19 protein-coding genes are annotated in these 25425 nt (G+C 68.4%); 11 read left to right on the forward strand and 8 right to left on the reverse strand.

The window, feature by feature from the left end; genetic code table 11:
• Positions 1-98: 98 nt before the first annotated feature.
• Complete coding sequence (locus AC07AB_RS02240; RefSeq protein ID WP_478558618.1) at positions 99-1130, forward strand: alanine racemase; 1032 nt, start codon at positions 99-101, stop codon at positions 1128-1130.
• Positions 1131-1309: 179 nt separating this feature from the next.
• Here the strand turns inward: AC07AB_RS02240 and AC07AB_RS02245 are convergent, their stop codons facing one another.
• Both AC07AB_RS02245 and AC07AB_RS02250 read right to left on the reverse strand, forming a co-directional pair.
• Positions 1310-2824, reverse strand: coding sequence for a glycosyltransferase family 87 protein (locus AC07AB_RS02245; protein WP_478558621.1), 1515 nt, complete (start codon positions 2822-2824; stop codon positions 1310-1312).
• A gap of 112 nt (positions 2825-2936) precedes the next feature.
• Positions 2937-5654 (reverse strand): transglycosylase domain-containing protein, encoded by a 2718-nt coding sequence (locus tag AC07AB_RS02250; protein WP_478558624.1) that lies wholly within the window; start codon positions 5652-5654, stop codon positions 2937-2939.
• 357 nt (positions 5655-6011) lie between these two features.
• Here AC07AB_RS02250 and AC07AB_RS02255 point away from each other — a divergent pair, with 357 nt between their 5' ends.
• The 3 genes from AC07AB_RS02255 (at position 6012) to AC07AB_RS02265 (ending at position 9186) form a co-directional block, all read left to right on the forward strand.
• Complete coding sequence (locus AC07AB_RS02255) at positions 6012-6686, forward strand: PadR family transcriptional regulator (protein WP_478558627.1); 675 nt, start codon at positions 6012-6014, stop codon at positions 6684-6686.
• A 49-nt stretch (positions 6687-6735) separates the two neighbouring features.
• Positions 6736-7818 (forward strand): inositol-3-phosphate synthase, encoded by a 1083-nt coding sequence (locus tag AC07AB_RS02260; protein WP_478558630.1) that lies wholly within the window; start codon positions 6736-6738, stop codon positions 7816-7818.
• 99 nt (positions 7819-7917) lie between these two features.
• A complete protein-coding gene (locus AC07AB_RS02265; protein WP_478558633.1) occupies positions 7918-9186 on the forward strand; it encodes an MFS transporter in 1269 nt (422 codons plus the stop codon).
• Positions 9187-9293: 107 nt separating this feature from the next.
• On the opposite strand, the gene AC07AB_RS02270 is transcribed toward AC07AB_RS02265, so the two are convergent.
• Positions 9294-10769 carry a CCA tRNA nucleotidyltransferase gene (locus AC07AB_RS02270; RefSeq protein ID WP_478558636.1) on the reverse strand — a complete coding sequence of 492 codons (1476 nt, stop codon included), beginning with the start codon at positions 10767-10769 and terminating at the stop codon, positions 9294-9296.
• A 170-nt stretch (positions 10770-10939) separates the two neighbouring features.
• Between AC07AB_RS02270 and AC07AB_RS02275 the strand changes: the two genes are divergently transcribed.
• From AC07AB_RS02275 to trxA, 7 genes are all read left to right on the forward strand, one after another.
• Positions 10940-13240 (forward strand): DUF6049 family protein, encoded by a 2301-nt coding sequence (locus tag AC07AB_RS02275; protein ID WP_478558639.1) that lies wholly within the window; start codon positions 10940-10942, stop codon positions 13238-13240.
• A 45-nt stretch (positions 13241-13285) separates the two neighbouring features.
• Positions 13286-15619: a murein biosynthesis integral membrane protein MurJ gene (gene murJ / locus AC07AB_RS02280; protein ID WP_478558642.1), complete on the forward strand. Its 2334-nt coding sequence runs from the start codon at positions 13286-13288 to the stop codon at positions 15617-15619.
• Between the two features lie 109 nt (positions 15620-15728).
• Positions 15729-17456 (forward strand): protein kinase family protein, encoded by a 1728-nt coding sequence (locus AC07AB_RS02285; RefSeq protein ID WP_478558645.1) that lies wholly within the window; start codon positions 15729-15731, stop codon positions 17454-17456.
• Positions 17457-17491: 35 nt separating this feature from the next.
• Positions 17492-18181: an RNA polymerase sigma factor SigM gene (gene sigM / locus AC07AB_RS02290; RefSeq protein ID WP_478558648.1), complete on the forward strand. Its 690-nt coding sequence runs from the start codon at positions 17492-17494 to the stop codon at positions 18179-18181.
• Positions 18178-19128: an anti-sigma factor gene (locus tag AC07AB_RS02295; protein WP_478558651.1), complete on the forward strand. Its 951-nt coding sequence runs from the start codon at positions 18178-18180 to the stop codon at positions 19126-19128. The genes sigM and AC07AB_RS02295 overlap by 4 nt, the downstream gene beginning before the upstream one ends.
• A gap of 114 nt (positions 19129-19242) precedes the next feature.
• Positions 19243-20211, forward strand: coding sequence for a thioredoxin-disulfide reductase (gene trxB, locus AC07AB_RS02300; RefSeq protein ID WP_478558654.1), 969 nt, complete (start codon positions 19243-19245; stop codon positions 20209-20211).
• A gap of 49 nt (positions 20212-20260) precedes the next feature.
• The gene (trxA, locus tag AC07AB_RS02305; protein ID WP_478558656.1) at positions 20261-20590 is read left to right on the forward strand and encodes a thioredoxin; all 330 of its coding nucleotides are present in this window, start codon (positions 20261-20263) and stop codon (positions 20588-20590) included.
• Positions 20591-20672: 82 nt separating this feature from the next.
• Here trxA and AC07AB_RS02310 read toward each other — a convergent pair whose 3' ends face one another.
• The 5 genes from AC07AB_RS02310 to AC07AB_RS02330 all read right to left on the reverse strand — a co-directional run bounded on the left by AC07AB_RS02310 (position 20673) and on the right by AC07AB_RS02330 (position 25414).
• Positions 20673-21290 (reverse strand): GNAT family N-acetyltransferase, encoded by a 618-nt coding sequence (locus AC07AB_RS02310; protein ID WP_384384815.1) that lies wholly within the window; start codon positions 21288-21290, stop codon positions 20673-20675.
• A gap of 300 nt (positions 21291-21590) precedes the next feature.
• Positions 21591-22691, reverse strand: a complete 1101-nt coding sequence (locus AC07AB_RS02315) for a ParB/RepB/Spo0J family partition protein (protein ID WP_478558658.1) — start codon at positions 22689-22691, stop codon at positions 21591-21593.
• Positions 22684-23802, reverse strand: coding sequence for a ParA family protein (locus tag AC07AB_RS02320; protein WP_478558661.1), 1119 nt, complete (start codon positions 23800-23802; stop codon positions 22684-22686). Before AC07AB_RS02320 ends, AC07AB_RS02315 begins: the two co-directional genes overlap by 8 nt.
• A gap of 253 nt (positions 23803-24055) precedes the next feature.
• Positions 24056-24772 carry a 16S rRNA (guanine(527)-N(7))-methyltransferase RsmG gene (rsmG, locus tag AC07AB_RS02325; protein ID WP_478558664.1) on the reverse strand — a complete coding sequence of 239 codons (717 nt, stop codon included), beginning with the start codon at positions 24770-24772 and terminating at the stop codon, positions 24056-24058.
• Positions 24773-24892: 120 nt separating this feature from the next.
• Positions 24893-25414 (reverse strand): Jag family protein, encoded by a 522-nt coding sequence (locus tag AC07AB_RS02330; RefSeq protein ID WP_478558667.1) that lies wholly within the window; start codon positions 25412-25414, stop codon positions 24893-24895.
• Between the last annotated feature and the right edge of the window lie 11 nt (positions 25415-25425).

Consider the following 25425-nt stretch of genomic DNA (forward strand, 5'->3'; position numbering starts at 1 on the left):
CGTCTTCCTCTGTACAACCCGTACGCCCCGTACGGACCACATGCGTCCGTACGGCCTCACGCTCCAACTCAGGCACAGGAAAGGTTCCGGGACCGGCCATGGCGCTCACGCTCTACGTCGACACCGCGCGTTGGCGGGCACACCAGCAGACCGTTCTCCAGCAGTTCCCGGGCATCGTCCCGGTCTGCAAGGGCAACGGCTACGGCTTCGGCCACGAGCGGCTGGCCGACGAGGCCGCGGCGTTCGGCTCCGACATCCTCGCCGTCGGCACGACCTACGAGGCCGCCCGGATCAAGGACTTCTTCAGCGGCGACCTGCTGGTGCTCACCCCCTTCCGGCTCGGCGAGGAGCCGGTACCGCTGCCCGACCGGGCCATCCGGTCCGTCTCCTCGGTCGAGGGCGTACGCGGCCTGGTCGGCGCCCGCGTCGTCATCGAGGTCATGAGCAGCATGAAGCGCCACGGCATCGGCGAGGAGGACCTGCCCAAGCTGCACGCCGCCATCGAGGACGTACGGCTGGAGGGCTTCGCGCTCCACCTGCCGCTGGACCGTACGGACGGCTCCGACGCCGTCGACGAGGTCATCGGCTGGATGGACCGGCTGCGCAACGCCCGCCTGCCTCTGCACACGATGTTCGTCAGCCACCTCAAGGCCGACGAACTCGCCCGGCTGCAGCAGCAGTTCCCGCAGACCCGCTTCCGCGCCCGGATCGGCACCCGGCTGTGGCTCGGCGACCACGACGCCACCCAGTACCGCGGCGCGGTCCTCGATGTCACGCACGTCGCCAAGGGCGAACGTTTCGGCTACCGCCAGCAGAAGACCGCCGCCGACGGCTATCTGGTCGTCGTCGCGGGCGGCACCTCGCACGGCGTCGGCCTCGAAGCGCCGAAGGCGATGCACGGCATGATGCCGCGGGCCAAGGGCGTCGCGCGGGCGGGCCTCGCGACCATGAACCGCAACCTCTCGCCCTTCGTCTGGGCGGGCAAGCAGCGCTGGTTCGCGGAGCCGCCGCACATGCAGGTGTCCATCCTCTTCGTCCCCGGCGACGTCGCGGCCCCCCAGGTCGGCGACGAGCTCGTGGCCCATCTGCGGCACACCACCACCCAGTTCGACCGCCTCCTCGATCGCTGAACCCGCCGAGGCCGGCCGCTGAACCAGCCGAGCCGGATCCGGAAAGGGCCCGAAGCCGCAGCAGCACCGTCCTGCGGCTTCGGGCCCTTTCACGCTCCCGCCCGGCTTCGACCGGCCGACCCGTCCCCGGCCCCGGCCCCGTCCCGCGGACTGCACCCCGCGATCCGTCCGGCGGGCATTCACTCGAAGGGTGAAACCTGCCCGGAATCCGCCCGTCCGGTGCCCCACCGCACGTAGGGGCCCTCGAAATGCGCGGCCGGGTACGGACGGCCCGCCCTGCCGAGGACGAACACGTCGGGGGCCTCGTCCAGGACGCCGCCCGACGGGTCGTCCGCCCCGCCCTGCCGCACCACGTCCCGCTCCGGCAGCAGCACGTCGCGGACCACCACCGCGCACAGGTACAGCGTCCCCAGCAGATGCAGCACCACCGCCAGTTGGTACCCCTCCATCGGCAGCCCCTGGTGCTTGTCACCGCCGCTCGTGTACGCGAGGTACATCCAGATCCCGACGAAGTAGAGGACCTCGCAGCCCTGCCAGATCAGGAAATCCCGCCACTTCGGGCGGGCCAGGGCGGCGAGCGGGATCAGCCACAGCACGTACTGCGGCGAGTAGACCTTGTTGGTGAGCACGAACAGCGCCACGACCAGGAACGCGAGCTGGGCCAGCCGCGGCCTGCGCGGCGCGTACAGGCCGAGCGCCCCTATCGCGAGGCAGCCGATGATCATCAGCAGCGTCGCGTACGTATTGGCGTTCTCCAGCGTGTCGCCGGTGCGCTGGGAGATCAGCAGCCAGATCGAACCGAAGTCGATGGGCCGCTCCTGGCTGAAGGTGTAGAACTGCGCCCAGCCCTCGCGGACGTGGAAGCCGGACGCGTCGTGTGTGAGCATCACCGGCAGGTTCACGACCAGCCAGGCCGCCACCGCGCCGACCGCCGCCCGCCCGAAGGCCCGCCAGCGGCCCGCCCGCCAGCACAGGATGAACAGCGGTCCGAGCAGCAGCAGCGGATAGAGCTTCGCGGCGGTCGCCAGGCCGATGAGGACGCCGGCGGCGAGCGTACGGCCGCGTGACCACTTCAGCATCGCGACGGCGAGCAGGGCCGCCGCGAACAGATCCCAGTTGACGGTGGCGGTCAGCGCCAGGGCCGGCGAGAGGGCCACCAGGAGAGCGTCCCAGGGGCGGCCGCGGTGCGTACGGGCCACGCAGATCACGACGACGGCCGCGCAGACCATCAGCATGCCCGCGTTGACGAGCCAGTACAGCTGCTCGCGGTGCTGGATCGTGCCGCCGCCCGGCGTCAGCCAGGAGGCGACCTCCATGAACAGCCCCGTCAGGACCGGATACTCCAGGTAGGGCATGCCCCCGGAGACGGAGTCGGGGATGCGGTCGAAGTAGGGGACGACGCTCAGGTCGAAGCCGCGCCCTTGGAAAAGGTGCGGGATATCGGAGTAGCAGGCGTGCGTGTACTGCGCGGTCGCGCCGAAGAACCACCCGGAGTTGTAACACGGCAGCTTCTGCACCATGCCCAGCGCAAACATCCCGATCGCCACCAAAGTGACGATCCGCACCACGGTCCACCAGCCCCCGCCGAACACCGCGCGACGGCCAGCCGGGCCCCCGATGACCTCGCTGCCCGCAGCGGCCACCTCGTCCTCGACGGTGGGCCGTACAGGCTGGTCCTCTCGCGCGCTCGTCATGCGGGCCATCCTGCCGTACGGGCCTGTGGGCAGCGGTGAGGGCCGCCACGCGCGCTGCGTGACGGCCCTCATCGGTCATGGCCGCCCAAACGGCGGCCCGGGGTGCGGGTGGCTACCCGTATGACCCGTCCCAGATGCTGCCTGGTCCGGACGGCGTTATCGACGAGGTGGGTTTGCCGGTGGGATGGCCACCGGGCCCCGATGTGTCGCCGTCCCCGTCACCGTCGCCCTTGCACTGCCAGTCGAGCGGACCGCAGGTATGGGTCGGCGGCGGGGAGTGCGTCATCGTCGGCGTGGACGGCATCGTCGGCGTCGCCGAGTGGCTGGGCGTGTGGGTCGGCGTCGGCTTTATCGTCGGGGTGGCCGACGGGGTCGGGCTGGCGCCGTCACCGAAGATCTTCTTGCCGATCGGCTGCGGCTTGTCGAAGTCCTCGGCCTGCTTGCCCTTCAGCGCCTTGTTCATGAAGTCGGCCCAGATCTCCGCCGGGTACGACGCACCGTGGATCGTCTTCTTACCGCCCACGCCACGCATGGACAGGAACTCCTGCTGCTTCGCATTGGGGTCGACGCGGAACATGCCGATGGCCGTGGAGAGCTGCGGGGTGTAGCCCGCGAACCAGGCCGAGCGGTTCTCATCGGTCGTACCGGTCTTGCCCGCCGCCGGCCGGCCTCCCTCAAGTTTCGCCGAGGTACCGGTGCCGTGCTCGACCACGTTCCGCAGCACATCGGTGACGTTGTTCGCAATGTTGGCGTCGAACGCCTGCTTCGATTCGTCCTCGTGCTCGTAGACGGCCCTGCCGTCCTTCTCGACCTTCTCGACCGAGTACGGCTGGGCCTGCTTGCCCTTGGCTGCGAAGGTCCCGTACCCGCCGGCGAGCCGGATCGCGCTCGGCGCCGAGGTGCCGAGGGAGAAGGTGGGGGAGAGCGAGGCCATCTGCTTCTTGTCCAGTCCGGCCTTGATCGCCTCCTTCTGGACGACATCGGTGCCCACGTCCATGCCGAGCTGGATGTACGGCGTGTTCACCGAGAACTGCATCGCGGTTCTGAGGCTGATGGGCCCTCTGTTCTCACCGCCGTCGTTCTTCTGGTGCCACTCGGAGCCGTCCTTGTCGTGCCAGACCTGACCGTTGAAGTCGCGCAGCGTCACCTCGTTGTTGCCGTCGTACATGCTCTCCGGCGAGACCAGGGTGCGCTCGTCGTCGCCCTGGTCCGGTGAGAGGCCCGGATTGCGCTTGCCGTGTTCCATGGCCGACGCCAGGACGAACGGTTTGAAGGTTGAACCGACCTGGACGCCGGTGTAGTCGGCGTTGTTGTTGTAGTGCTCCAGCGCGCTCTCACCGCCGTAGATCGCCATGATCTTCCCCGTGCCCGGCTCCACCGACGCCCCGCCGAACTGCACGTGCTCGTCGACCTTGCGTTCCTTCGGCTTGATGTTCGCCTTGCGGACATCCGCGACGGACTTCGCCAGCGTATCCACCTTGTCCTTCTGGAAGGTGGTGTGGATCTGGTAACCGCCCTTGTCCAGCTGGGCCTTGGTGATCTTGCCCTCGCTGTGCGCGACGATGTAGGCGTCGGCGAGGTCCGTGAGATAGCCGATCTGACCGGCCCGGTTCGTCGCCGGCTTCGGCTTCTGCGGCTTCGGGAACCCCTGCGCCAGCGTCTTCTGGCGCTCGTCGGGCTTCATCCGCTTGGTCTCGACCTCGCGCTTGAGCGCGAACTGCCAGCGTTCCGTGGCCCGCTTGGTGTTCTTCTCGGGTGTCGCCGCCGGTCCCTGGCCGCCCCACGGGTCGTACAGGTTCGGCCCGTTCAGCGTCGCGGCGAGGTACGCGCTCTCGGTCGGCGACAGGTCCGAGCAGTCCTTGTTGTAGTACGCGCGCGCCGCGGCCTGGATGCCGTACGCGCCGCGCCCGTAGTAGGCGGTGTTCAGGTAGCCGGCGAGGATGTCGTCCTTGCTCTTCTTCAGCCCCACCTTGATGGAGATCAGCAGTTCGGTGGCCTTGCGCTGAAGCGTCTGCTCCTGGTTCAGGTACGTGTTCTTCACGAACTGCTGGGTGATGGTCGATCCGCTCTGCGTCTCGCCGCCCTGCGCCATCTTCATGACCGCGCGCGCGATGCCCATCGGGTCGACGCCCGAGTCAGTCTCGAACGAGGCGTTCTCCGCGGCGATCACGGCGTTCTGCATCGAGTGGGGGATCCGCGAGAGCGGCACGATCTGCCGGTTGAGCTCGCCCCCGCCCGCGACCACCATGGTCTTGCCGTCGGCCCAGTAGTAGACGTTCTTCTGGACCTTCGACGCGGCCTGTGCCGTCGGGATGTCCACCATCAGCAGCGCTATGCCGACCGCGCCCACCACGACGGCCATGAAGCCCAGGCACGTCGACGTGACCAGCTTCCAGGACGGCACCCAGCGCCTGGCCCCGTACTTGCCCGCGCGTGGGTAGTCGATGAAGCGCTTCTTGGCGGGTGGGCCGCTGTCGCCACCGCGACCGCGTCCCCGACCGTCGCCGGCCGGACCGCCGCCCCGACGGCCTCCGCCGCGTCCCGAACCGCCGCCGCCCACGGACTCCGAACCTGAGCGTCTGCGGCCGCCGGAGCCGCCACCGCGCTGCGCCGCGCGCCGGGCAGCGGCACGGCCGCCGTATACAGGAGCGTCGCCGCTCGATGCGTTGTCCGACGCATCGCCCGATGTGGCGCTCGATGCTGCGTCGGAGTCGATGGAACTGTTGCGTGGTGGTGCGGCGCGACGGCCGGACTGCTGTCCGGCGCCACGCCGAGCCGCGGCTCGGCCGCCGCCTTGCGGCGGTGGCGGCTTGCGACGGTGCTCGCTCATGGAACGACTACTCCTCGGGCAGGCGCGATCGCCTGAAAGCGGCAGGTGGCTTCCGGTCCCCCAAAAGTGCGGGCCGGCCCCCTTGAGCGGCCGGGCGCACTGCATCCAGCACGTTGACGCCCGACGGCGTCACTTGGTTCCCGGTGATTTGCATGGCGCACAGACTACGCACGGCCAAATCCCTCCCACTGGGGATCTTCAATCCAATTCCGGCAGCGGGTCACCTGTGAATCCGGGATGTGACCGCGTTCACCGTGCTCCCTCTTGTCGCACGCGCGCAGCCGTTCTATCGTCTTGATGTATCGAGTCGATACATCAGCTCGGCATAAAGGACTCAGCGGACCAGGGAGGCGACGGATGAGCAGACGCTCCGGCATCCTTGAGTTCGCTGTCCTCGGCCTGCTCCGCGAGTCCCCTATGCACGGCTATGAACTGCGGAAACGCCTCAACACCTCACTCGGGGTGTTCCGCGCGTTCAGCTACGGCAGCCTCTACCCGTGCCTCAAGACTCTGGTCGCCAACGGATGGTTGATCGAGGAGCCCGGCAGCGCCCTGGAGGATGCCCTCGCGGCGTCACTCGCCGGGCGACGGGCCAAGATCGTCTACCGGTTGACGGCTCAAGGCAAGGAGCACTTCGAGGAGTTGCTCGGCCAGTCCGGCCCGGACGCATGGGAGGACGAGCACTTCGCCGCCCGCTTCGCCTTCTTCGGGCAGACCTCACGGGACGTCAGGATGCGGGTGCTGGAAGGCCGCCGCAGCCGCCTGGAGGAACGCCTGGAGAAGATGCGCGCCTCATTGGCCCGCACCCGCGAGCGGCTGGACGGCTACACCCTCGAACTCCAGCGGCATGGCATGGAATCGGTGGAGCGCGAGGTCCGCTGGCTGAACGAATTGATCGAGAGCGAACGGGCCGGGCGCGACCAGCGCTCCGGCACCGACCGCTCCGAACAGGGCACATCAGGAGATCCGGGCGGCCTGCCCCGGCATCGGGGTGGTTCCCGGCCGGACCCGTCCGACGACACCGCCAAGTAAGCCCCGCAGACCGCTGGGCTTCATCGAGTACTAACAGGGAGCAACCGGAATGGGTTCGGTTCGCGTAGCCATCGTCGGCGTGGGCAACTGCGCCGCCTCGCTGGTCCAGGGCGTCGAGTACTACAAGGACGCAGACCCGAAGAGCCGCGTGCCGGGTCTGATGCACGTGCAGTTCGGCGACTACCACGTCTCGGACATCGAGTTCGTCGCCGCCTTCGACGTCGACGCCAAGAAGGTCGGCCTCGACCTCGCGGACGCCATCGGCGCCAGCGAGAACAACACCATCAAGATCTGCGACGTGCCGCCCGCCGGCGTCACCGTGCAGCGCGGTCACACCCACGACGGTCTGGGCAAGTACTACCGCCAGACCATCGAGGAGTCCGAGGCGGCCCCGGTCGACATCGTCCAGGTCCTCAAGGACCAGCAGGTCGACGTCCTCGTCTGCTACCTGCCCGTCGGCTCCGAGGACGCGGCGAAGTTCTACGCCCAGTGCGCCATCGACGCCAAGGTCGCCTTCGTCAACGCCCTCCCGGTCTTCATCGCCGGCACCAAGGAGTGGGCGGACAAGTTCACCGAGGCGGGCGTCGCGATCGTCGGCGACGACATCAAGTCGCAGGTCGGCGCCACCATCACGCACCGCGTGATGGCCAAGCTCTTCGAGGACCGGGGCGTCATCCTGGACCGCACGATGCAGCTGAACGTCGGCGGCAACATGGACTTCAAGAACATGCTGGAGCGTGAGCGCCTGGAGTCCAAGAAGATCTCCAAGACGCAGGCCGTCACCTCGCAGATCCGCGACCGCGACATGGGCGCCGACAACGTCCACATCGGTCCCTCGGACTACGTGGCCTGGCTGGACGACCGCAAGTGGGCGTACGTCCGCCTGGAGGGCCGTGCGTTCGGCGACGTCCCGCTGAACCTGGAGTACAAGCTGGAGGTCTGGGACTCCCCGAACTCGGCCGGTGTCATCATCGACGCCGTGCGCGCCGCGAAGATCGCCAAGGACCGCGGCATCGGCGGCCCCATCCTCTCCGCGTCCTCGTACTTCATGAAGTCGCCGCCGGTCCAGTACTTCGACGACGAGGCCCACGCGAACGTCGAGAAGTTCATCAACGGCGAGGTCGACTGCTGATCCGGACCCTGCCCACCGATCGCCGATCGGTCGTCGCTTGATCCGCTGGTCCCCGGGCAATCCGCCCGGGGACCAGCGCATTGTGTGAGGCTGTGCACCATGCCCGTTGTGCGTGACCTGCGCGTACTGCTCCAACTGCGTGACTTCCGCCGCCTGCTGGCGGTACGCCTGCTCTCCCAGTCCGCCGACGGCGTCTACCAAGTAGCGCTCGCCACGTACGTCGTCTTCTCCCCCGAGAAGCAGACCTCGCCCGCGGCCATCGCCTCCGCCATGGCCGTTCTACTGCTTCCCTACTCCCTTCTGGGGCCCTTCGCCGGCGTCTTCCTGGACCGCTGGCGCCGCCGCCAGGTGCTGCTCTACGGCAATCTCCTGCGGACCGTCCTCGCGGTCGGCACCGCGGTGCTGATCATCGCCTCGGTTCCCGACTGGATCTTCTACGCCTCCGCGCTGTCGGTCACCGCCGTCAACCGCTTCGTCCTCGCCGGGCTCTCGGCCGCCCTGCCCCGCGTCGTCGACAGCCGGGAGCGGCTGGTGATGGCCAACTCCTTGTCGCCGACCGCCGGTACGCTCGCGGCCACCGCGGGCGGCGGCCTGTCCTTCATCGTGCGGCTCGCGGTCCCCGAGGGCGCGTCCTCCGACGCCGTGGTCGTCCTCCTCGGCGCGGCGGTGTATCTGTGTGCGGGGCTCGCCGCGCTCCGCATCCCGGCCGACCTGCTCGGCCCCGATCCCACCGAACTCCACACCCGCGTCCGTACCGCCCTGTCGGAGACCTTCGGGGGCCTCACGGCCGGCCTGCGTCACCTCATAGAGCGCCGCGTCGCCGCCCGTGCCCTGGGGGCCATGACGCTCATGCGGTTCTGCTACGGCGCCCTGACCGTCATGGTCCTGATGCTGTGCCGGTATGCGTGGGCGAAGAACGAGGCAGACGGGCTGGCCCTGCTCGGCCTCGCCGTGGGCGTTTCCGGGGCCGGATTCTTCACGGCGGCCGTATTCACCCCTTGGGCGGCGAGCCGGTTCGGCCGGTTGGGCTGGATGGCCGTATGCGCTGCCTCCGCAGCCGTCCTCGAACCGGCCCTGGGCCTCACCTTCAAGCCCCTGCCGATGCTGATCGCCGCCTTCGTCCTCGGTCTCATCACCCAGGGCGCGAAGATCGCCACCGACACCGTGGTCCAGTCCTCGGTGGACGACGCCTTCCGGGGCCGGATCTTCTCCCTCTACGACGTTCTCTTCAACATCGCCTTCGTGGGGGCCGCGGCGGTGGCCGCCCTGATGCTGCCGCCGGACGGCCGATCGGTCACACTCGTCGTCACTGTCGCCGCGATCTACGCGGCGACGGCCCTCGCGGTGGCAGCGTCCCGCCGACAGTAGGGCCCGGTGGGTGTTCCCACGTTCCACGTTTCACGTGAAACCTTGAACACCCACCGGGCCCCGGGCCTCTGGTCTCGTTTCACGTGAAACGAGGCAGCGACGTGCGCTCAGCTCTGCGTCGCCCACCATTCCCTGAGCGCCGCGACCGCCGCGTCGCGCTCCATCGGTCCGTTCTCCAGGCGCAGCTCCAGCAGGTACTTGTACGCCTGACCGATCTGCGGCCCCGGGCCCACATCGAGAATCTCCATGATCTCGTTGCCGTCCAGATCCGGCCGGATCGCGTCCAGTTCCTCCTGCTCCTGCAGCTTCGCGATGCGCTCCTCAAGTCCGTCGTACGCGCGCGACAGGGCGTTCGCCTTCCGCTTGTTGCGCGTCGTGCAGTCGGAGCGCGTCAGCTTGTGCAGCCGGCTGAGCATCGGGCCCGCGTCCCGTACGTATCTGCGCACCGCCGAGTCGGTCCACTCGCCCGTGCCGTAACCGTGGAAGCGCAGGTGCAGCTCCACCAGCTTCGTGACGTCCCGGACCAGGTCGTTGGAGTACTTGAGCTTCGTCATCCGTGCCTTGGTCAGCTTCGCTCCCACCACCTCGTGGTGGTGGAAGGAGACCCGGCCGTCCTGCTCGAAGCGCCGCGTCTTCGGCTTCCCGATGTCATGCAGCAGCGCCGCGAGCCGCAGCACGAGATCCGGCCCGTCCTCTTCGAGGTCGATGGCCTGCTCCAGCACGGTCAAGGAATGCTCGTACACGTCCTTGTGCCGGTGGTGCTCGTCGCTCTCCAGCCGCAGCGCCGGCAGCTCCGGGATGACGCGGTCGGCGAGGCCCGTGTCGACGAGAAGCCTGAGCCCCTTGCGCGGCTCGGGGGAGAGCAGCAGCTTGTTGAACTCGCCCCGGACCCGCTCCGCGGAGACGATGTCGATCCGGTCGGCCATCGCCGTCATCGCCTCGACGACTTCGGGTGCCACCTCGAAGTCGAGCTGCGCCGCGAACCGCGCCGCCCGCATCATGCGCAGCGGGTCGTCGGAGAAGGACTCCTGCGGTGTGCCGGGTGTCCGGAGCACGCGCGCGGCGAGGTCCTCCAGGCCGTTGTGCGGGTCGATGAACTCCTTCTGCGGGAGTGCGACCGCCATGGCGTTCACGGTGAAGTCCCGTCGGACGAGGTCCTGCTCGATGGAGTCGCCGTAGGAGACCTCAGGCTTGCGGGACGTCCGATCGTAGGCTTCCGACCGATATGTCGTGACCTCGATCTGGAAGACCTGATTGTCGCTCCCGCCCCGCTTGTTGCAGCCGACCGTGCCGAAGGCGATCCCGACCTCCCAGACCGAGTCCGCCCAGGGCCGGACGATCTTCAGTACCTCGTCGGGGCGCGCGTCCGTCGTAAAGTCCAGGTCGTTGCCGAGCCGGCCGAGCAGCGCGTCCCGGACCGATCCCCCGACCAGGGCAAGGGTGAACCCGGCCTCCTGGAAATGTAGGGCAAGATCATCGGCTACGGGCGACACCCGCAAGAGCTCGCTCACGGCACGGCGCTGCACCTGACTGAGCTCATTGGTCGGCTGCGGGTGGTGGCTGTCATTGTTGGCGTTCGGCACAACAGAAGAGGGTACGTGGCCGCACGGCCCGGAGCTTCCCCATAAAAGGGGCACCGGCCAGCGTAACGATCTTGTGGAGCAGTCCGCAGCACTTCGCCCCGGCGGGGCTCGTTACCATTCGTGGACGCACATCCGACGACCACTGACGACGACTAGGGACGGGCGAGCGCGTGGCCGATGCGGCAGAGTTCCAGGGAACTACTTCGACTCCTGCCCGTCGGTGGCTCCGACGAACCGCGACACTGCTCACCGGAATTCCCCTGTTCGTAGCCCTGCTACAGCTACCCTCCGCACCCGCAGCCCATGCGCAGGCCACCGGCTCCCGCACCGTCTCCGTCTCGATCGACTCCCTGACCCCCACCACGCCCACGAAGAGCGACACCCTGACCGTCACCGGCACCGTCACCAACGACGGAAAATCCACGGTCTCCGGTGCCCACGTCGCCCTCCGGGTCGGGCCCCAGATCAGCGGCCGCAGCGCCATCGACGACGTCGCCGACCGCACCGGGTACTCACTCGGCGCCGACGGGACCGAGATCGGCGGCAAGTATGCGAAAAAGATCGACAAGCTGCCGGCCGGCATCAGCCGCGACTTCAGCATCAAGATCCCGGTGAAGGACCTGAACCTCGGACAGGACGGCATCTACCAGCTCGGGGTCGCCCTCAGCGGTCACACCTCCAGCCAGTCGTACGACCAGGTGCTGGGCATCAAGCGGACGCTCCTGCCCTGGCAGCCGTCCGCGGTCAGCGGCAAGAAGACCAAGCTCGCCGTCATGTGGCCGCTCATCTCCACGACCCACCTCACCGCCCGCACGGCATCCGACTCCCAGCAGACGCCGGTCTTCCGCAACGACGACCTCGCAGCCGAGATCGCCCCGGGCGGACGGCTGCAGCAGCTCGTCGCCCTCGGCAAGAACCTCCCCGTCACCTGGGTCATCGACCCGGATCTGCTCGCCTCCGTCGAGGCCATGACGAAGAACTACACGGTCGAGCAGCCCGACGGCACGACCGCGCCGGGCAAGGGCCAGGCCGTCGCCAAGCAGTGGCTCCACGACCTCCAGGACGCCGTCCCCGGGGACCAGGTGATGGCGCTGCCCTTCGCCGACCCCGACCTCGCCTCACTCGCCCACCGAGGCAAGGACGTCACCGGCTCGCTCAGCCACCTCCAGTCGGCCACCGAGCTCGCCGCGACCACCGTCGACACGATCATCGGCGTGAAGCCGCGCACCGACTTCGCCTGGCCCATGGACGGCGCGATCGACTCCTCCATCGTGGACGTCGCCACCTCCGCCGGCGCCCACAACGTCATCACCCGCAGCGACAGCCTTCGCGACAGCGGCCTCCCCTACGCCGCGACCGCGGCCCGGAAGATCGGCAGCGGCAACACGGCGATCGTCTCGGACGCCCGGCTCTCGACCGCCTTCCAGAGCGACATGGCGAAGGCCGGGAACACCACCCTCGCCGTGCAGCAGTTTCTCGCCCAGACGCTGATGGTCACCATGCAGGAGCCCCAGAACCAGCGCAGCGTCGTCGTGGCCCCCCAGCGCACCCCCACCGCCAGCCAGGCCCAGGCCATGGCCGCGGCCCTCGGAGCGCTGTCGGACAACCGCTGGACCCAGCCGCTGGACCTGGGAGACGCCGCGAAGGCCAAGCCCGACCCGGACGCCAATCAGCACGTCCCGGGAAGCGGCTCGTACAGCAGCTCGCTGCGCAAGCAGGAACTGCCGAACAGCGCCTTCCAAGACATAAAGAAGACCCAGACCACCCTGGACGGCTTCAAGGTCATCCTGACCGCCAAGGACCGCGTGGTCACCCCGTTCGGCAACGCGATCATGCGCGAGATGTCCACCTCGTGGCGGGGCGAGCACCGGGCCGCCGAGAGCTTCCGGGACTCCACAGAGCAGTACCTGAACAATCTGAGGGGGCAGGTCCACCTCATCCAGAAATCGGACGCCACCCTCTCCGGACGCAGCGCCACGGTCCCGGTGACCGTGAAGAACGGCCTTCTCCAGGGCATCGACGGCCTGCGGCTCGTCCTCACCTCCGGGCAGCCGAACCGCCTCGATGTAGGCGACTCGAAGCCGATCACGGTCGAAGGCGGGCACAGCCAGTCCGTAAAATTCGAGACCCGTGCCAACGCCAACGGTCCCGTTAAGGTGACAGCACAGCTCCTCACCGAAGACGGACAGCCGTACGGCGGCCCGATGTACTTCACCGTGCAGGTCACCTCCATCACCCCGATGGTGCTGCTGGTCATCGCCGTCGGCGTACTCCTCCTCGTGCTGGCAGGGCTCCGGATCTACCTCAAGCGCAAGCGGGGCGCCCGTGACGCCGCGGACGGGGAACAGCACGACAACGGTGAGGACAACGGCGCGGACAACGACGATCCCGAGCAGCCGGGTGACCCGGCACCGGACACCGGTTCACAAAGCACTGGCCCATCCGGATCAGGTGAGAAAGTGGACCGTTGACGAGCAGTAGGGCCGGTCGGCCGCGGACGATGAGGTGGGGTAGCGATGAACGCGCCGTACGACGGTGACCGCGGCCGAGGGCACGGCGGCGATCCGGAACACCAGTACCCGCCGACGCCCCCGCCTGCCCCGGACCCGTACCTCCAGGACGCCTACACGGCGGACCCGTACCCCGCGCAGGACCCCGCCGCGCAGGACCCGGTGACCGAGGCGCTCTACGACCGCGCCGCACACCCCCCGCCGCCGCCCGGCTCCTACCAGCACCAGCAACCGCTCTACCAGCAGCCGGTCGACCCGCAGTACGCTCCTGACCCGAATCTGTGGGCGCCCACCCCGCCGCCCCAGCCCGAGGGCCCCTCCCGTCACCTCCCCTACGGTGACGACGCGACCACTCAGTTCGTCGGCGTCGACGACCACGTCAGCCAGGCCGCGGACGGGCGCCCCGAGTCGGACGCCTTCGCCCACCTCTTCCGCGACCAGCAGCCGTACGAACCCCGCGAACCGCAGCAGCAGCCTTACCAACCGGCCTACCAGTACGGCAGCCAAGAACAGCCCCGCGATCCGCGGTACCACGACATGGGGCACCAGAACCCGCCGCCCCACGACCCGCGGCACCAGGCCCAGCCCGTGCCCCCGCCGCCCGGGCCGACACCGGATCCTGCGCTGGAGACCGCGCCCTCACCGGTGCCGCAGCAGACCCCGCAGACCTCGCAGACCCCGGCCGAGGATTCCTCCGGCGGCGGCAAGGTCGGCAGCATCATGAAGTCCAGCGCCGTCATGGCCGCCGGCACCCTCGTCTCCCGGCTGACCGGCTTCGTCCGCCAGCTAGTGATCACCGCGGCGCTCGGCGCGGCGCTCCTCGGCGACACCTACGCCATCGCCATGACCCTGCCGACGATGATCTACATCCTCACCATCGGCGGCGGACTCAACTCCGTCTTCGTCCCGCAACTCGTACGCGCGATGAAAGAGGATGACGACGGCGGCGAGGCGTACGCCAACCGCCTTCTGACCCTCGTCATGGTCATCCTCGGCGCCCTCGTCGTCATCTGCGTCTTCGCGGCACCGCTCCTGATCCGCGTCATGTCCGTGAAGATCGCCGACGACCCCGCAGCCAACAGCGTCGCGGTCACCTTCGCCCGCTACTGCCTGCCCACCATCTTCTTCATGGGCGTCCACGTCGTCATGGGCCAGGTCCTCAACGCACGCGGCCGATTCGGCGCCATGATGTGGACCCCTGTCCTCAACAACGTCGTCGTCATCTTCACCTTCGGCATGTTCATCTGGGTGTACGGCACCCACAGCACCTCTCACCTGACCGAAGCGACGATCACGCCGGAGGGCATGCGCCTGCTCGGCATCGGCACCCTCCTCGGACTCACGGTCCAGTCCCTGGCGATGCTCCCCTACCTGCGCGAGGCCGGATTCAAGTTCCGCCCACGCTTCGACTGGCGCGGCCATGGCCTCGGCAAGGCCGCCAAGCTCGCCAAGTGGACGTTCCTCTTCGTCCTCGCCAACCAGGCCGGGCTCCTCGTCGTCACCCAGCTCGCCACCTGGGCAGGCGACGACGCCTCCAAGGCCGGCTTCCCCGGCACCGGCATCCTCGGCTACAACAACGCCCTGCTCATCTGGCAGATGCCCCAGGCCATCATCACGGTCTCCGTCATGGCCGCCCTGCTGCCCCGTATCTCCCGCTCCGCCCACGACGGCGATCCCGGCGCCGTCCGCGACGACATCTCGCAGGGCCTGCGCACCTCCGCCGTGGCCATCGTCCCGATCGCCTTCGGCTTCCTCGCCCTCGGCGTGCCCATGTGCAGCCTGATGTTCTCCTCGTCCGGCGCGGCAGGCGCCCGGTCCATGGGCTTCATCCTCATGGCCTTCGGACTCGGTCTCATCCCCTTCTCCGTGCAGTACGTCGTCCTCCGCGGCTTCTACGCCTACGAGGACACCCGCACCCCCTTCTACAACACGGTGATCGTCGCCTCGGCCAACGCCATCGCCTCGGCCGTCTGCTTCCTCGTCCTCCCCTCCCGCTGGGCCGTCGTCGGCATGGCCGCCTCCTACGGCCTGGCCTACGCCATCGGCGTCGGAGTCGCCTGGAACCGCCTGCGCAACCGGCTGGGCGGCGACCTGGACGGAGCACACGTCATCCGGACGTACGCGCGCCTGGCAGGCGCCAGCATCCCCGCCGCCCTCCTCGCGGGCGGCGCCGGATACGGAATCACTCAGACCCTGGGCAACGGCGCCCTCGGATCACTCGTAGCCTTGCTGGGCGGCGGACTCGTACTCATCGCCGTCTTCTACATCGCCGCGAAACGGATGCGCATCCAAGAACTGACCGCGATGGTCGGCATGGTCCGCGGCCGGTTGGGCCGATGACCCGAACACAACCATCACCCACTACCGCGTGTCGTGCATAGCACCGGACTGTGGGCACAATTGTCCTGGCTGTGGAGAGCGTGCAACGGATGGGGAGGCAGGAACGACGGTGGCTGAACGGAGCACGGCTGCCGTCGACGTGACCGACGACAGCGGCGAAAAGTCGCTGACCGCCAAGGCGGACAAGGTCACGGCCGACGGGGCGAAGGCCGAGAACAAGGCCGACGCGCACAATGACACAGAGCGCGCAGAGAGCAAGAACGCCGCGCCCGAAGCACCATCCCCCGAGCTGCACAGCGGCCATAAACTCGCCAGACGCTACCGCCTCGAAGAGTGCGTCACCCGTCTGGACGGATTCAGCAGTTGGCGTGCGGTCGACGAAAAACTGCGCCGCGCCGTCGGCGTCCACCTGCTGCCCGCAGACCACCCGCGAGCCCGTCCGGTCCTCGCCGCCGCCCGCTCGGCCGCACTCCTCGGCGACCCGCGCTTCGTCCAGGTCCTCGACGCCGTCGAGGAGAACGACCTCGTCTACGTCGTCCACGAATGGCTACCGGACGCCACCGAACTCACCGCCCTCCTGGCCGCCCGGCCCCTGGAACCGCACGACGCCTTCCAGCTCGTCAGCCAGGTCTCCCAGGCCATGGCAGCCGCCCACCGCGAGGGCCTGGCACACCTGCGTCTGCACCCCGGCTCTGTGCTGCGCACCGAGTCCGGCCAGTACCGCATCCGCGGCCTCGCGGTCATGGCCGCCCTGCGCGGCATCACCTCCGAAGAGCCCCAGCGCACGGACACCGAAGCGATCGGCGCGCTCCTCTACGCCGCGCTCACCCAGCGCTGGCCCTATGAGAACGACGCCCACGGCCTCTCCGGGCTCCCCAAGGGCGTCGGCCTCATCGCCCCCGACCAGGTCCGCGCGGGCATCCACCGCGGCCTGTCCGATCTCACCATGCGCGCCCTCGTCAACGACGGTGCCACCGCCTCGCGGCAAGAACAGCCCTGCGCCACCCCGGAGGAGCTCGCCAAGGCGGTCGCCGCGATGCCCCGCATCCGGCCGCCGGAGCCCAGCTTCACGGCCCCTCCGTCGTACCAGCGGACCACCTACCAGCAAGGCGCGTACGGCCAGCCGCCCCGAGCCGGCCGACCCGCTACGCATCCCGCACCGCCGCCACCGCCACCGCCGCCCCTCCAGAGCCGCACCGGAAAGGCCCTCAAGTGGGCCGTCTCGGCGCTGCTCATCGCGGCGCTGGGTCTCGGCAGCTGGCAGCTCGCCGACACGCTCCTCAAGAAGGAGCACGACAAGGACAACCCGCCCAGCTCCCAGTCGGGACACAACGACACCGAAAAGAAGCCTGCGGTCAAACCGCTGGCTATCAGCGGTGCCACCGAGTTCTCCCCGTTGGACGTCCCCACGGGTAAGAATCCGGAAAACGCCATCGACGGAGATCCCAGCACGGCCTGGATCACAGGGCAGTTCCGCGGATGGCCGGCATTCGGCAACGTCTCGAATCGGGAAGACGGCAGCGGCATCGTCGTGGATCTCGGAAGCGTAAAGAACGTCTCCGACGTCCACGTCGACATGTACCGTCCGGGGCAGACAGCGGAGGTCCTCGCGGCCGACCCATCCACGTCGAGCAGCCCCAGCACCCTCTCCGGCTTCTCCCAGCGCGTCAGCAAGTCGGAGAAGGCAGGCTCCTCGCTGGACGTAACACTCAAAAAGCCGGTCCGCACCCGGTACCTGCTGATCCACGTCACCCAGCTTCCGCCCGACGGAACGGGTTCTGGGACACAGACCGGTTACCGGGGCGGGATCGCGGAGATCAAAGTGAAAGGCAGCTGACCGAAGCGGTCGGCACCAAGGGGAGGGGCTCGACGTTGGACGACGTCAGACGTGACGCCACAAGCGACGCCGAGCTCCTCGCCCTGCACATCAAGGGCGACCCCGATGCCTTCGGAGAGATCGTCAAACGCCATCGCGACAGACTCTGGGCGGTGGCCCTGCGCACCCTGGGAGACCGGGAAGAGGCCGCAGACGCCGTCCAGGATGCCCTGGTCTCCGCCTACCGGGCCGCGCACAGTTTTCGTGGCCAGTCAGCCGTCACGACATGGCTGCATCGCATCACCGTGAACGCGTGCCTCGACCGGGCCCGCAAAGCGGCCTCCCGCCGCACCTCGCCGGTGGCCGACACCGAGCGGCTCGAACAGCTGCTGGAACCCGAGGAGTCCGCCGCCGTGCCCGCGGAGCGCAGCGACCTCCACCGCGAACTGATCGGGGCGCTTGCCACTCTGCCCGCCGATCAGCGCGCCGCCCTCGTCCTCGTCGACATGCAGGGATACCCCGTGGCTGAGGCCGCCAAAGTGTTGGACGTGCCGGTCGGCACGGTGAAAAGCCGATGCGCGCGGGGACGCGCGCGGCTGCTCCCCATGGTCACCCATCTGCACCCGAGTAACAGGGATAGCGCGCCCCCAGGTGGGGGAAGGAACCGGACGCAGGGGACAGCCGTCCCACCACCGGCAGGGCCGAACGATGCTGATCCCGTGAAGGGCGGAGGTGGGCGAGCGTGACAACCACGACCGACACGGATGAGCACCCGGAGGTCGCTGAGATCTCCGCACTCAGCGAAGGAACCCTGCCACCCACCCGCACAGCCGATGTGCGGCAGCACCTCGCGGACTGCGAACTGTGCGAAGACGTTCGGGCGTCTCTGGACGAGATCCGCAACCTGCTCGGCACCCTCCCCGGACCCGTGCGCATGCCCGACGACGTCGCGGGCCGCATTGACGCAGCGCTCGCCGCCGAGGCGCTCCTCGACTCCACGGCTTTCTCGGAGAGCGCCTCTGTTTCACGTGAAACGGCGTCGCCGCGCGAAACCACGCCGTCCGTCCCGTCGGCTGCCGATCATGTTTCACGTGAAACCGCGCACGTCCCCTCGGTGGCCGCCGGCCGCCCCGTGGGCCACTCCCGGGCCGCGACAGGGCCCGGGCGGCAGAGCCAGAAGACCGGCGCAGACCGGCGCACGCACAGGCGCCGCTGGCCGAAGGCTCTTCTCGGCACCGCATGCGCCGCAGCCGTCCTCACCGTGGGCGGTCTGCTCGTCCAGTCGGGGTTCAACGACGGCACGAGCGGCCAGTCCCACAACTCGGTGAAGAAGGGCCAGGGCGACTCCTCCGGACTCTCCTCCGCCACTCTTGAGTCACGCGTACAGGAGTTGCTGGCAGCCCGGAAGCCCGCCGAGTCCCGCAGTATGAGCGCACAGAGCTCCCCCCAGATGCCCCTGCAAGACAATGGCACCACCGCGCCCTCCTGCGTACGGGAAGGGATCGGCCGCTCCGACGCGCCTCTCGCGGCACACCAGGAAACCTACGAGGGCCAGGACGCCTATCTCATCGTCCTGCCGCACCAGGGTGACAACCAGCGCGTCGACGCCTACATCGTCGCGTCTTCCTGTACCGGCGCCTCCTCCCCAGCACCGGGGAAGATCCTGCTGAACCGCACATACGCTCGCGGCTGAGCACACCATCGTGCGCTGTCGCCTCCGGGGAATGCTCGCGCCGTAGTATCCGTTGGGTGGGGTGAGACCCAATAGGGCCCCAGACAGCAGTCGGCAGAGACAAGGAAGACACCCGTGAGCGACGTCCGCAACGTGATCATCATCGGCTCCGGGCCTGCGGGCTATACGGCCGCGCTCTACACCGCCCGCGCCTCCCTGAAGCCGCTGGTCTTCGAGGGCGCCGTGACCGCCGGCGGTGCGCTGATGAACACCACCGACGTGGAGAACTTCCCCGGCTTCCGCGACGGCATCATGGGCCCGGACCTCATGGACAACATGCGCGCCCAGGCCGAACGGTTCGGTGCCGAGCTGGTCCCCGACGACGTGATCGCCGTCGACCTCAGCGAAGACATCAAGACGGTCACCGACTCTGCGGGTACCGTCCACCGCGCCAAGGCCGTCATCGTCACCACCGGCTCCCAGCACCGCAAGCTGGGCCTGCCCCGTGAGGACGAGCTGTCCGGCCGCGGCGTCTCCTGGTGCGCCACCTGCGACGGGTTCTTCTTCAAGGACCAGGACATCGCAGTGATCGGTGGCGGCGACACCGCGATGGAGGAGGCGACCTTCCTCTCCCGCTTCGCGAAGACCGTCACCATCGTGCACCGTCGCGACACGCTGCGCGCCAGCAAGGCCATGCAGGAGCGCGCCTTCGCCGACCCGAAGATCAAGTTCGTCTGGGACAGTGAGGTCGCCGAGATCCACGGTGAGAACAAGCTCTCTCACCTGACTCTGCGCAACCTCAAGTCCGGCGAGACCTCCGAGCTGCCCGTCACCGGCCTGTTCATCGCCATCGGCCACGACCCGCGCACCGAGCTCTTCAAGGGGCAGCTCAAGCTGGACGACGAGGGGTACCTCACGGTGGAGGCGCCCTCCACCCACACCAACCTCACCGGCGTCTTCGCCGCAGGCGACGTCGTGGACCACACGTACCGCCAGGCCATCACCGCCGCCGGCACCGGCTGCTCCGCAGCGCTGGACGCCGAGCGCCACCTCGCCGCCCTGAGCGACAGCGAGAGCGTGCCGGAGCCCGAGAAGACCGCCTGACCCCGTCCAGCCCTCACACTCCACTGCCCCACCATCTAAGGAGATCGCCATGGCCGGCGCCCTCAAGTCCGTCACCGACGCCACCTTCGAAGAGGCCGTCCTGAAGAACGACAAGCCTGTGCTCGTCGACTTCTGGGCCGCCTGGTGCGGCCCGTGCCGCCAGATCGCCCCCTCCCTTGAGGCGATCGCGGCCGAGTACGGCGACAAGATCGAGATCGTCAAGCTGAACATCGACGAGAACCCCGGCACGGCTGCCAAGTACGGCGTCATGTCGATCCCGACCCTGAACGTCTACCAGGGCGGCGAGGTCGCCAAGACCATCGTCGGTGCCAAGCCGAAGGCCGCGATCGAGCGCGACCTGACCGAGTTCATCGGCTGACACTCGCTGTTTCACGTGAAACAGCAGACATGCGCGTGGGCCCGCCCTGGATAGGGCGGGCCCACGCGCATGTGCACCCTCTCTAAAGAGGCCGCAGCGCCGGTTCCTTCTGGACCGCACCGAGCAGCCGGTCCAGAGCCATTTCGACGTCTTCCTTCCAGGAGATCGTCGTCCGCAACTCCAGCCTCAGCCGCGGGTAGCGCGGGTGCGGACGTACGGTCTTGAAGCCGACCGCGAGCAGATGGTCGGCAGGCAGCACACAGGCCGGTTCCTTCCAACTCGCATCGCCGAACGCTTCGATCGCCTTCACCCCGCGCCGGATCAGGTCCTTGGCGACGGTCTGCACCATCACCCGCCCCAGCCCCTGGCCCTGATACCCAGGCATCAGCCATGCCGTCATCAGCTGCACGGCGTCAGCCGACACGGGGCTGGTGGGGAAGGCGGTGGAACGCGGCACATACGCCGGCGGAGCGTAGAGCACAAAGCCCACCGGAACATCATCGACGTAGACGACCCGCCCGCACGAACCCCACTCCAGCAGGACCGCGGAGATCCACGCTTCCTTCTCCAGCTCCGGACGGCCGGCCTTTACCGCGGCTTCGCCGCTGACGGGGTCCAGCTCCCAGAAGACACAGGCGCGGCAGCGCTTGGGAAGGTCCGGAAGGTTGTCCAGTGTGAGCGGTACAAGCCGACGCCCCATGAAGCCAGTTCCTCACTTCCGTCGCGTGCCACCCCGCGAGCGGCGCTCAGGGCGCTCCGCTCCCTGATAAGGCTGCCGACGAATCCGCCGACCGCCCCCAGGCTCAGCCCTGTCGCCACTAACCCGGTCCGGCTCACCGATCGCATGGCCCCGCCCCTCCGTGAACAGCGTCCAACGTGGATGTGCCATACCTTTCGCATCGTATCCGCGCCGCGAGGGGACGGGTAGCGCGACAGAGCAAAGGGCAGCCCGTGTCCCGGTGACCGGCGACACGGACCGCCCTCGGCGGCAAGCCCTCGGCTAGGGCTCTTCCGTCTTCTCCTCGGACAGCTTCTGCTCCAGCACCCGGCCCTCTCCCGGGGCCAGTTCTCCCAGAATCCGTTCCAGGTCGTCTATCGAGGCGAACTCAACGACGATCTTTCCCTTCTTCTGACCCAGGTCCACCTTCACGCGAGTCTCGAAACGATCCGACAGCCGCGTGGCCAGGTTGGTCAGAGCAGGGGAGACCCGGGTGCCGGCCCGAGGCCCCTTGGCCTTGGCCGAGCCCGACGGTCGCGAGCCCATGCCCTTCACGATGTCCTCGATCGACCGCACCGACAGCCCCTCGGCCACGATGCGCTTCGCGAGGCGCTGCTGCTCCTCCGGGTCCTCCACGGACAGCAACGCCCGAGCATGCCCCGAGGAGAGCACCCCTGCGGCAACCCGACTCTGCACGGACGGCGGCAGCTTCAGCAGTCGCAACGTGTTGGACACCTGAGGGCGGGACCGGCCGATACGGTCGGCCAGCTCGTCGTGCGTGCAGCTGAAGTCCTTCAGCAACTGGTCGTAGGCAGCGGCCTCTTCGAGCGGATTCAGCTGTGCGCGGTGCAGGTTCTCCAGCAAGGCATCGAGCAGCAGCTTCTCGTCGTCGGTCGCCCGGATGATGGCAGGAATCTTCTCCATCCCGGCCTCGCTGCACGCCTTGTACCGGCGTTCGCCCATGATGAGCTCGTACTTGCCCGGCGATACCTGCCGAACCACGACCGGCTGGAGCAAGCCCACCTCGCGTACGGAGGTGACCAGCTCGGCGAGAGCCTCCTCATTGAAATCGCTCCGCGGCTGCCGCGGATTCGGGGCGATGGCCTTCAGGGGCAGCTCGGCGAAGGTCGCCCCTACAACTCCCTCGGCCGCCGTAGCGGCTGTTTCCTTTTCCACGGGCGACGGCTCATCCGTTTCACGTGAAACGCTGCTCTTGGAAAGCTTCGCCACCTTGGCCGCGGCCACGCCCCGCTCCTGCGTCAGGATCGGCACCGCCGACGGGGAGGTCACTCCAGCCCCTACCGACGGGCTGTCCGATGCCGTAGGCGCCGGGGGGATCAGTGCACCGAGCCCACGGCCCAGCCCCCTACGTCGATCACTCACTGAACCCCTCCGACACACTCTGCTGGTCTTGCTGATGGTGACGGCCCTTGGCATGGGCCTTACTGCTGTCGTAGAAAATGCCGACGCCCCGCAGAGCGATCTCACGAGCCGCCTCCAAATAGGAGAGCGAACCGCTGGACCCCGGGTCGTAGGTCAATACCGTCTGCCCGTAGCTGGGGGCCTCTGAGATCCGGACCGAGCGCGGGATGCTGGTCCGCAGCACCTCATTGCCGAAGTGCGTCCGGACCTCGTCTGCCACCTGCGAGGCCAACCGCGTCCGGCCGTCGTACATGGTGAGCAGAATCGTCGAGACATGGAGCTTGGGATTGAGATGCCCGCGCACCAGGTCGACATTGCGCAGCAGCTGCCCAAGCCCCTCCAGTGCGTAGTACTCGCACTGAATCGGGATGAGCACCTCCGCGCCCGCGACCAGAGCGTTGACGGTCAGCAGCCCGAGGGAGGGCGGGCAGTCGATGAGGATGTAGTCCAGCGGCTGCTCGTACGCCTGGATCGCACGATCCAGACGGCTCTCCCGGGCCACCAACGAGACCAGTTCGATCTCTGCGCCGGCCAGATCGATGGTGGCAGGGGCGCAGAAGAGCCCCTCCACATCGACCACCGGCTGAACCACGTCGGACAGTGGCCTGCTGTCGACGAGCACGTCGTAGATGGATGGGACCTCGGCGTGGTGATCGATCCCCAGGGCGGTGGAGGCGTTGCCCTGCGGGTCGAGGTCGACGACCAGCACCCGAGCGCCATGAAGCGCGAGAGATGCCGCCAGGTTCACGGTCGTCGTGGTCTTGCCCACCCCACCCTTCTGGTTGGCGACCACCATGACACGGGTCTGGTCCGGCCTCGGCAGGGCCTCTCCCGCACGATCGAGGGCCTCCACCGCCAGCTGGGCGGCTCGACCGATCGGGGTGTCGTCCATAGGGGGAGGCGTTTCACGTGAAACGTCCTCCCCGTTCGGAGGCCCTGGGGCAGCCCCCAGCTCGGACTCAGCAGAACGGGGACCGGGGACCGGGTCGGCCATCGGCCCCGCGATGTTGGCGTCGGACCGCAAGGATTCACTCTCCTCGACATCAGGCTCGCAATGAACAGAGCCTGCCATGCCTTCAGGGTCATGAACCAGCGGGGCCCGCTCTCCTGTGGATGAACGGCTGTCTGTGGACAACTCCATGCCACTAACGGGCCTACGACTACGCGGCGCGGCAGCCGCGCGACCGCGGCTGATGATTCCATGCAGCAAGGAACGTCGTTTCACGTGAAACACGATGCATGGCCGACCGCGCTACGCGTCCACGACACTCCGTAATGCGTAGTTTTGGCAGCTTGTATGGAGCATTGCTCCTACGAAACCCGATTCAGCGACGGCGGCGCGTCCGGCTGACCCGTGCCGCCTTCGCCCGCTTCGCGGCGAACCTCACGCCGCCAGGGCTCTCTCCGACCTCGGCGCGCACTACCGTCGAGAGCGGATCCACCACTCCCTCGCCCACCTGCAGCACCGACGTCTTCACCACTCCGAGCTTGCTCAGTGCCGCCCGAGCGCCCTTCAGCTCCTCCTCGGCCGTATCACCCTTCAGAGCCAGCATCTCTCCGTAAGGACGCAACAGCGGAACGCCCCAGCCGGCCAACCGATCCAACGGAGCCACCGCGCGAGCCGTCACCACATGCACCGGCTGAAGGGTCCCCAGGACCTCCTCGGCACGCCCCCGCACCACCGTGACGTGGTCCAGCCCCAACAGCTCGACCACCTCCTGGAGGAACGTCGTACGACGCAGCAGGGGCTCCAGCAGCGTGATGTGGAGGTCCTGCCGTACCAGTGCCAGCGGGATGCCCGGCAGCCCCGCACCGGACCCCACATCGCACACGGACACACCCTCGGCGACAGCCTCCGAGAGGACCGCGCAATTCAGCAGGTGCCGCTCCCACAACCGGGGAACCTCACGCGGACCGATCAGCCCCCGCCGCACACCCGCATCCGCGAGCAGTTCCGCGTACCGGACAGCCTCCGGAAAGCGCTCGCCGAATACCTCGCGCGCCGCCTCCGGCGCCGGGGGAAGCTCTCCTGCCTCCGTCACGGGGGACCGTCCTTCCGTACCACGTTGTCGAAACCACGATGTCGAACGTTGAGTCAGGCTGACAAGATTCGGCCCCGCCTGCGAGCAGACGGGGCCGTGCACACCTTGGGGTCCGGGCCGTCAGGCCGGGAGTACGACCACGCAGCGCTCGGGCTCTTCGCCCTCGGACTCGCTGCGCAGCCCCGCGGCGGCCACCGCGTCATGGACGACCTTCCGCTCGAAGGGCGTCATCGGCCGCAGCTTCACCGGCTCACCGCTCCCCTTCGCCTCCTCGGCGGTCTTGGCGCCCAGCTCCGCCAGTTCCTCGCGCTTACGCGCGCGGAAGCCACTGATGTCCAGCATCAGCCGGCTGCGGTCCCCGGTCTCACGGTGCACCGCCAGCCGGGTCAGCTCCTGGAGCGCCTCCAGCACCTCGCCGTCGCGGCCCACCAGCTTCTGCAGGTCCCGGCTGGTCGATTCGCTGATGATCGATACGGCGGCCCGATCGGCCTCCACATCCATATCGATGTCGCCGTCGAGGTCGGCGATGTCCAGCAGCCCCTCAAGGTAGTCGGCCGCGATCTCGCCTTCCTGCTCAAGGCGGGACAGGGTGTCGGTTCCCTCGGCGGCGACCCCACCCGACTGACGCTGTGTGTCCGTCACTGTGGACTCCT

The sequence above is a fragment of the Streptomyces sp. NPDC044033 genome, from assembly GCF_056434425.1.

Excerpts from the sequence above, each read along its gene's own strand:
- AC07AB_RS02240 (WP_478558618.1), top strand. The coding sequence starts at position 99 with ATGGCGCTCACGCTCTACGTCGACACCGCGCGTTGGCGGGCACACCAG.
- AC07AB_RS02245 (WP_478558621.1), bottom strand. The coding sequence starts at position 2,824 with ATGACGAGCGCGCGAGAGGACCAGCCTGTACGGCCCACCGTCGAGGAC.
- AC07AB_RS02250 (WP_478558624.1), bottom strand. The coding sequence starts at position 5,654 with ATGAGCGAGCACCGTCGCAAGCCGCCACCGCCGCAAGGCGGCGGCCGA.
- AC07AB_RS02255 (WP_478558627.1), top strand. The coding sequence starts at position 6,012 with ATGAGCAGACGCTCCGGCATCCTTGAGTTCGCTGTCCTCGGCCTGCTC.
- AC07AB_RS02260 (WP_478558630.1), top strand. The coding sequence starts at position 6,736 with ATGGGTTCGGTTCGCGTAGCCATCGTCGGCGTGGGCAACTGCGCCGCC.
- AC07AB_RS02265 (WP_478558633.1), top strand. The coding sequence starts at position 7,918 with ATGCCCGTTGTGCGTGACCTGCGCGTACTGCTCCAACTGCGTGACTTC.
- murJ (WP_478558642.1), top strand. The coding sequence starts at position 13,286 with ATGAACGCGCCGTACGACGGTGACCGCGGCCGAGGGCACGGCGGCGAT.
- trxA (WP_478558656.1), top strand. The coding sequence starts at position 20,261 with ATGGCCGGCGCCCTCAAGTCCGTCACCGACGCCACCTTCGAAGAGGCC.
- AC07AB_RS02310 (WP_384384815.1), bottom strand. The coding sequence starts at position 21,290 with ATGGGGCGTCGGCTTGTACCGCTCACACTGGACAACCTTCCGGACCTT.
- AC07AB_RS02320 (WP_478558661.1), bottom strand. The coding sequence starts at position 23,802 with ATGGCAGGCTCTGTTCATTGCGAGCCTGATGTCGAGGAGAGTGAATCC.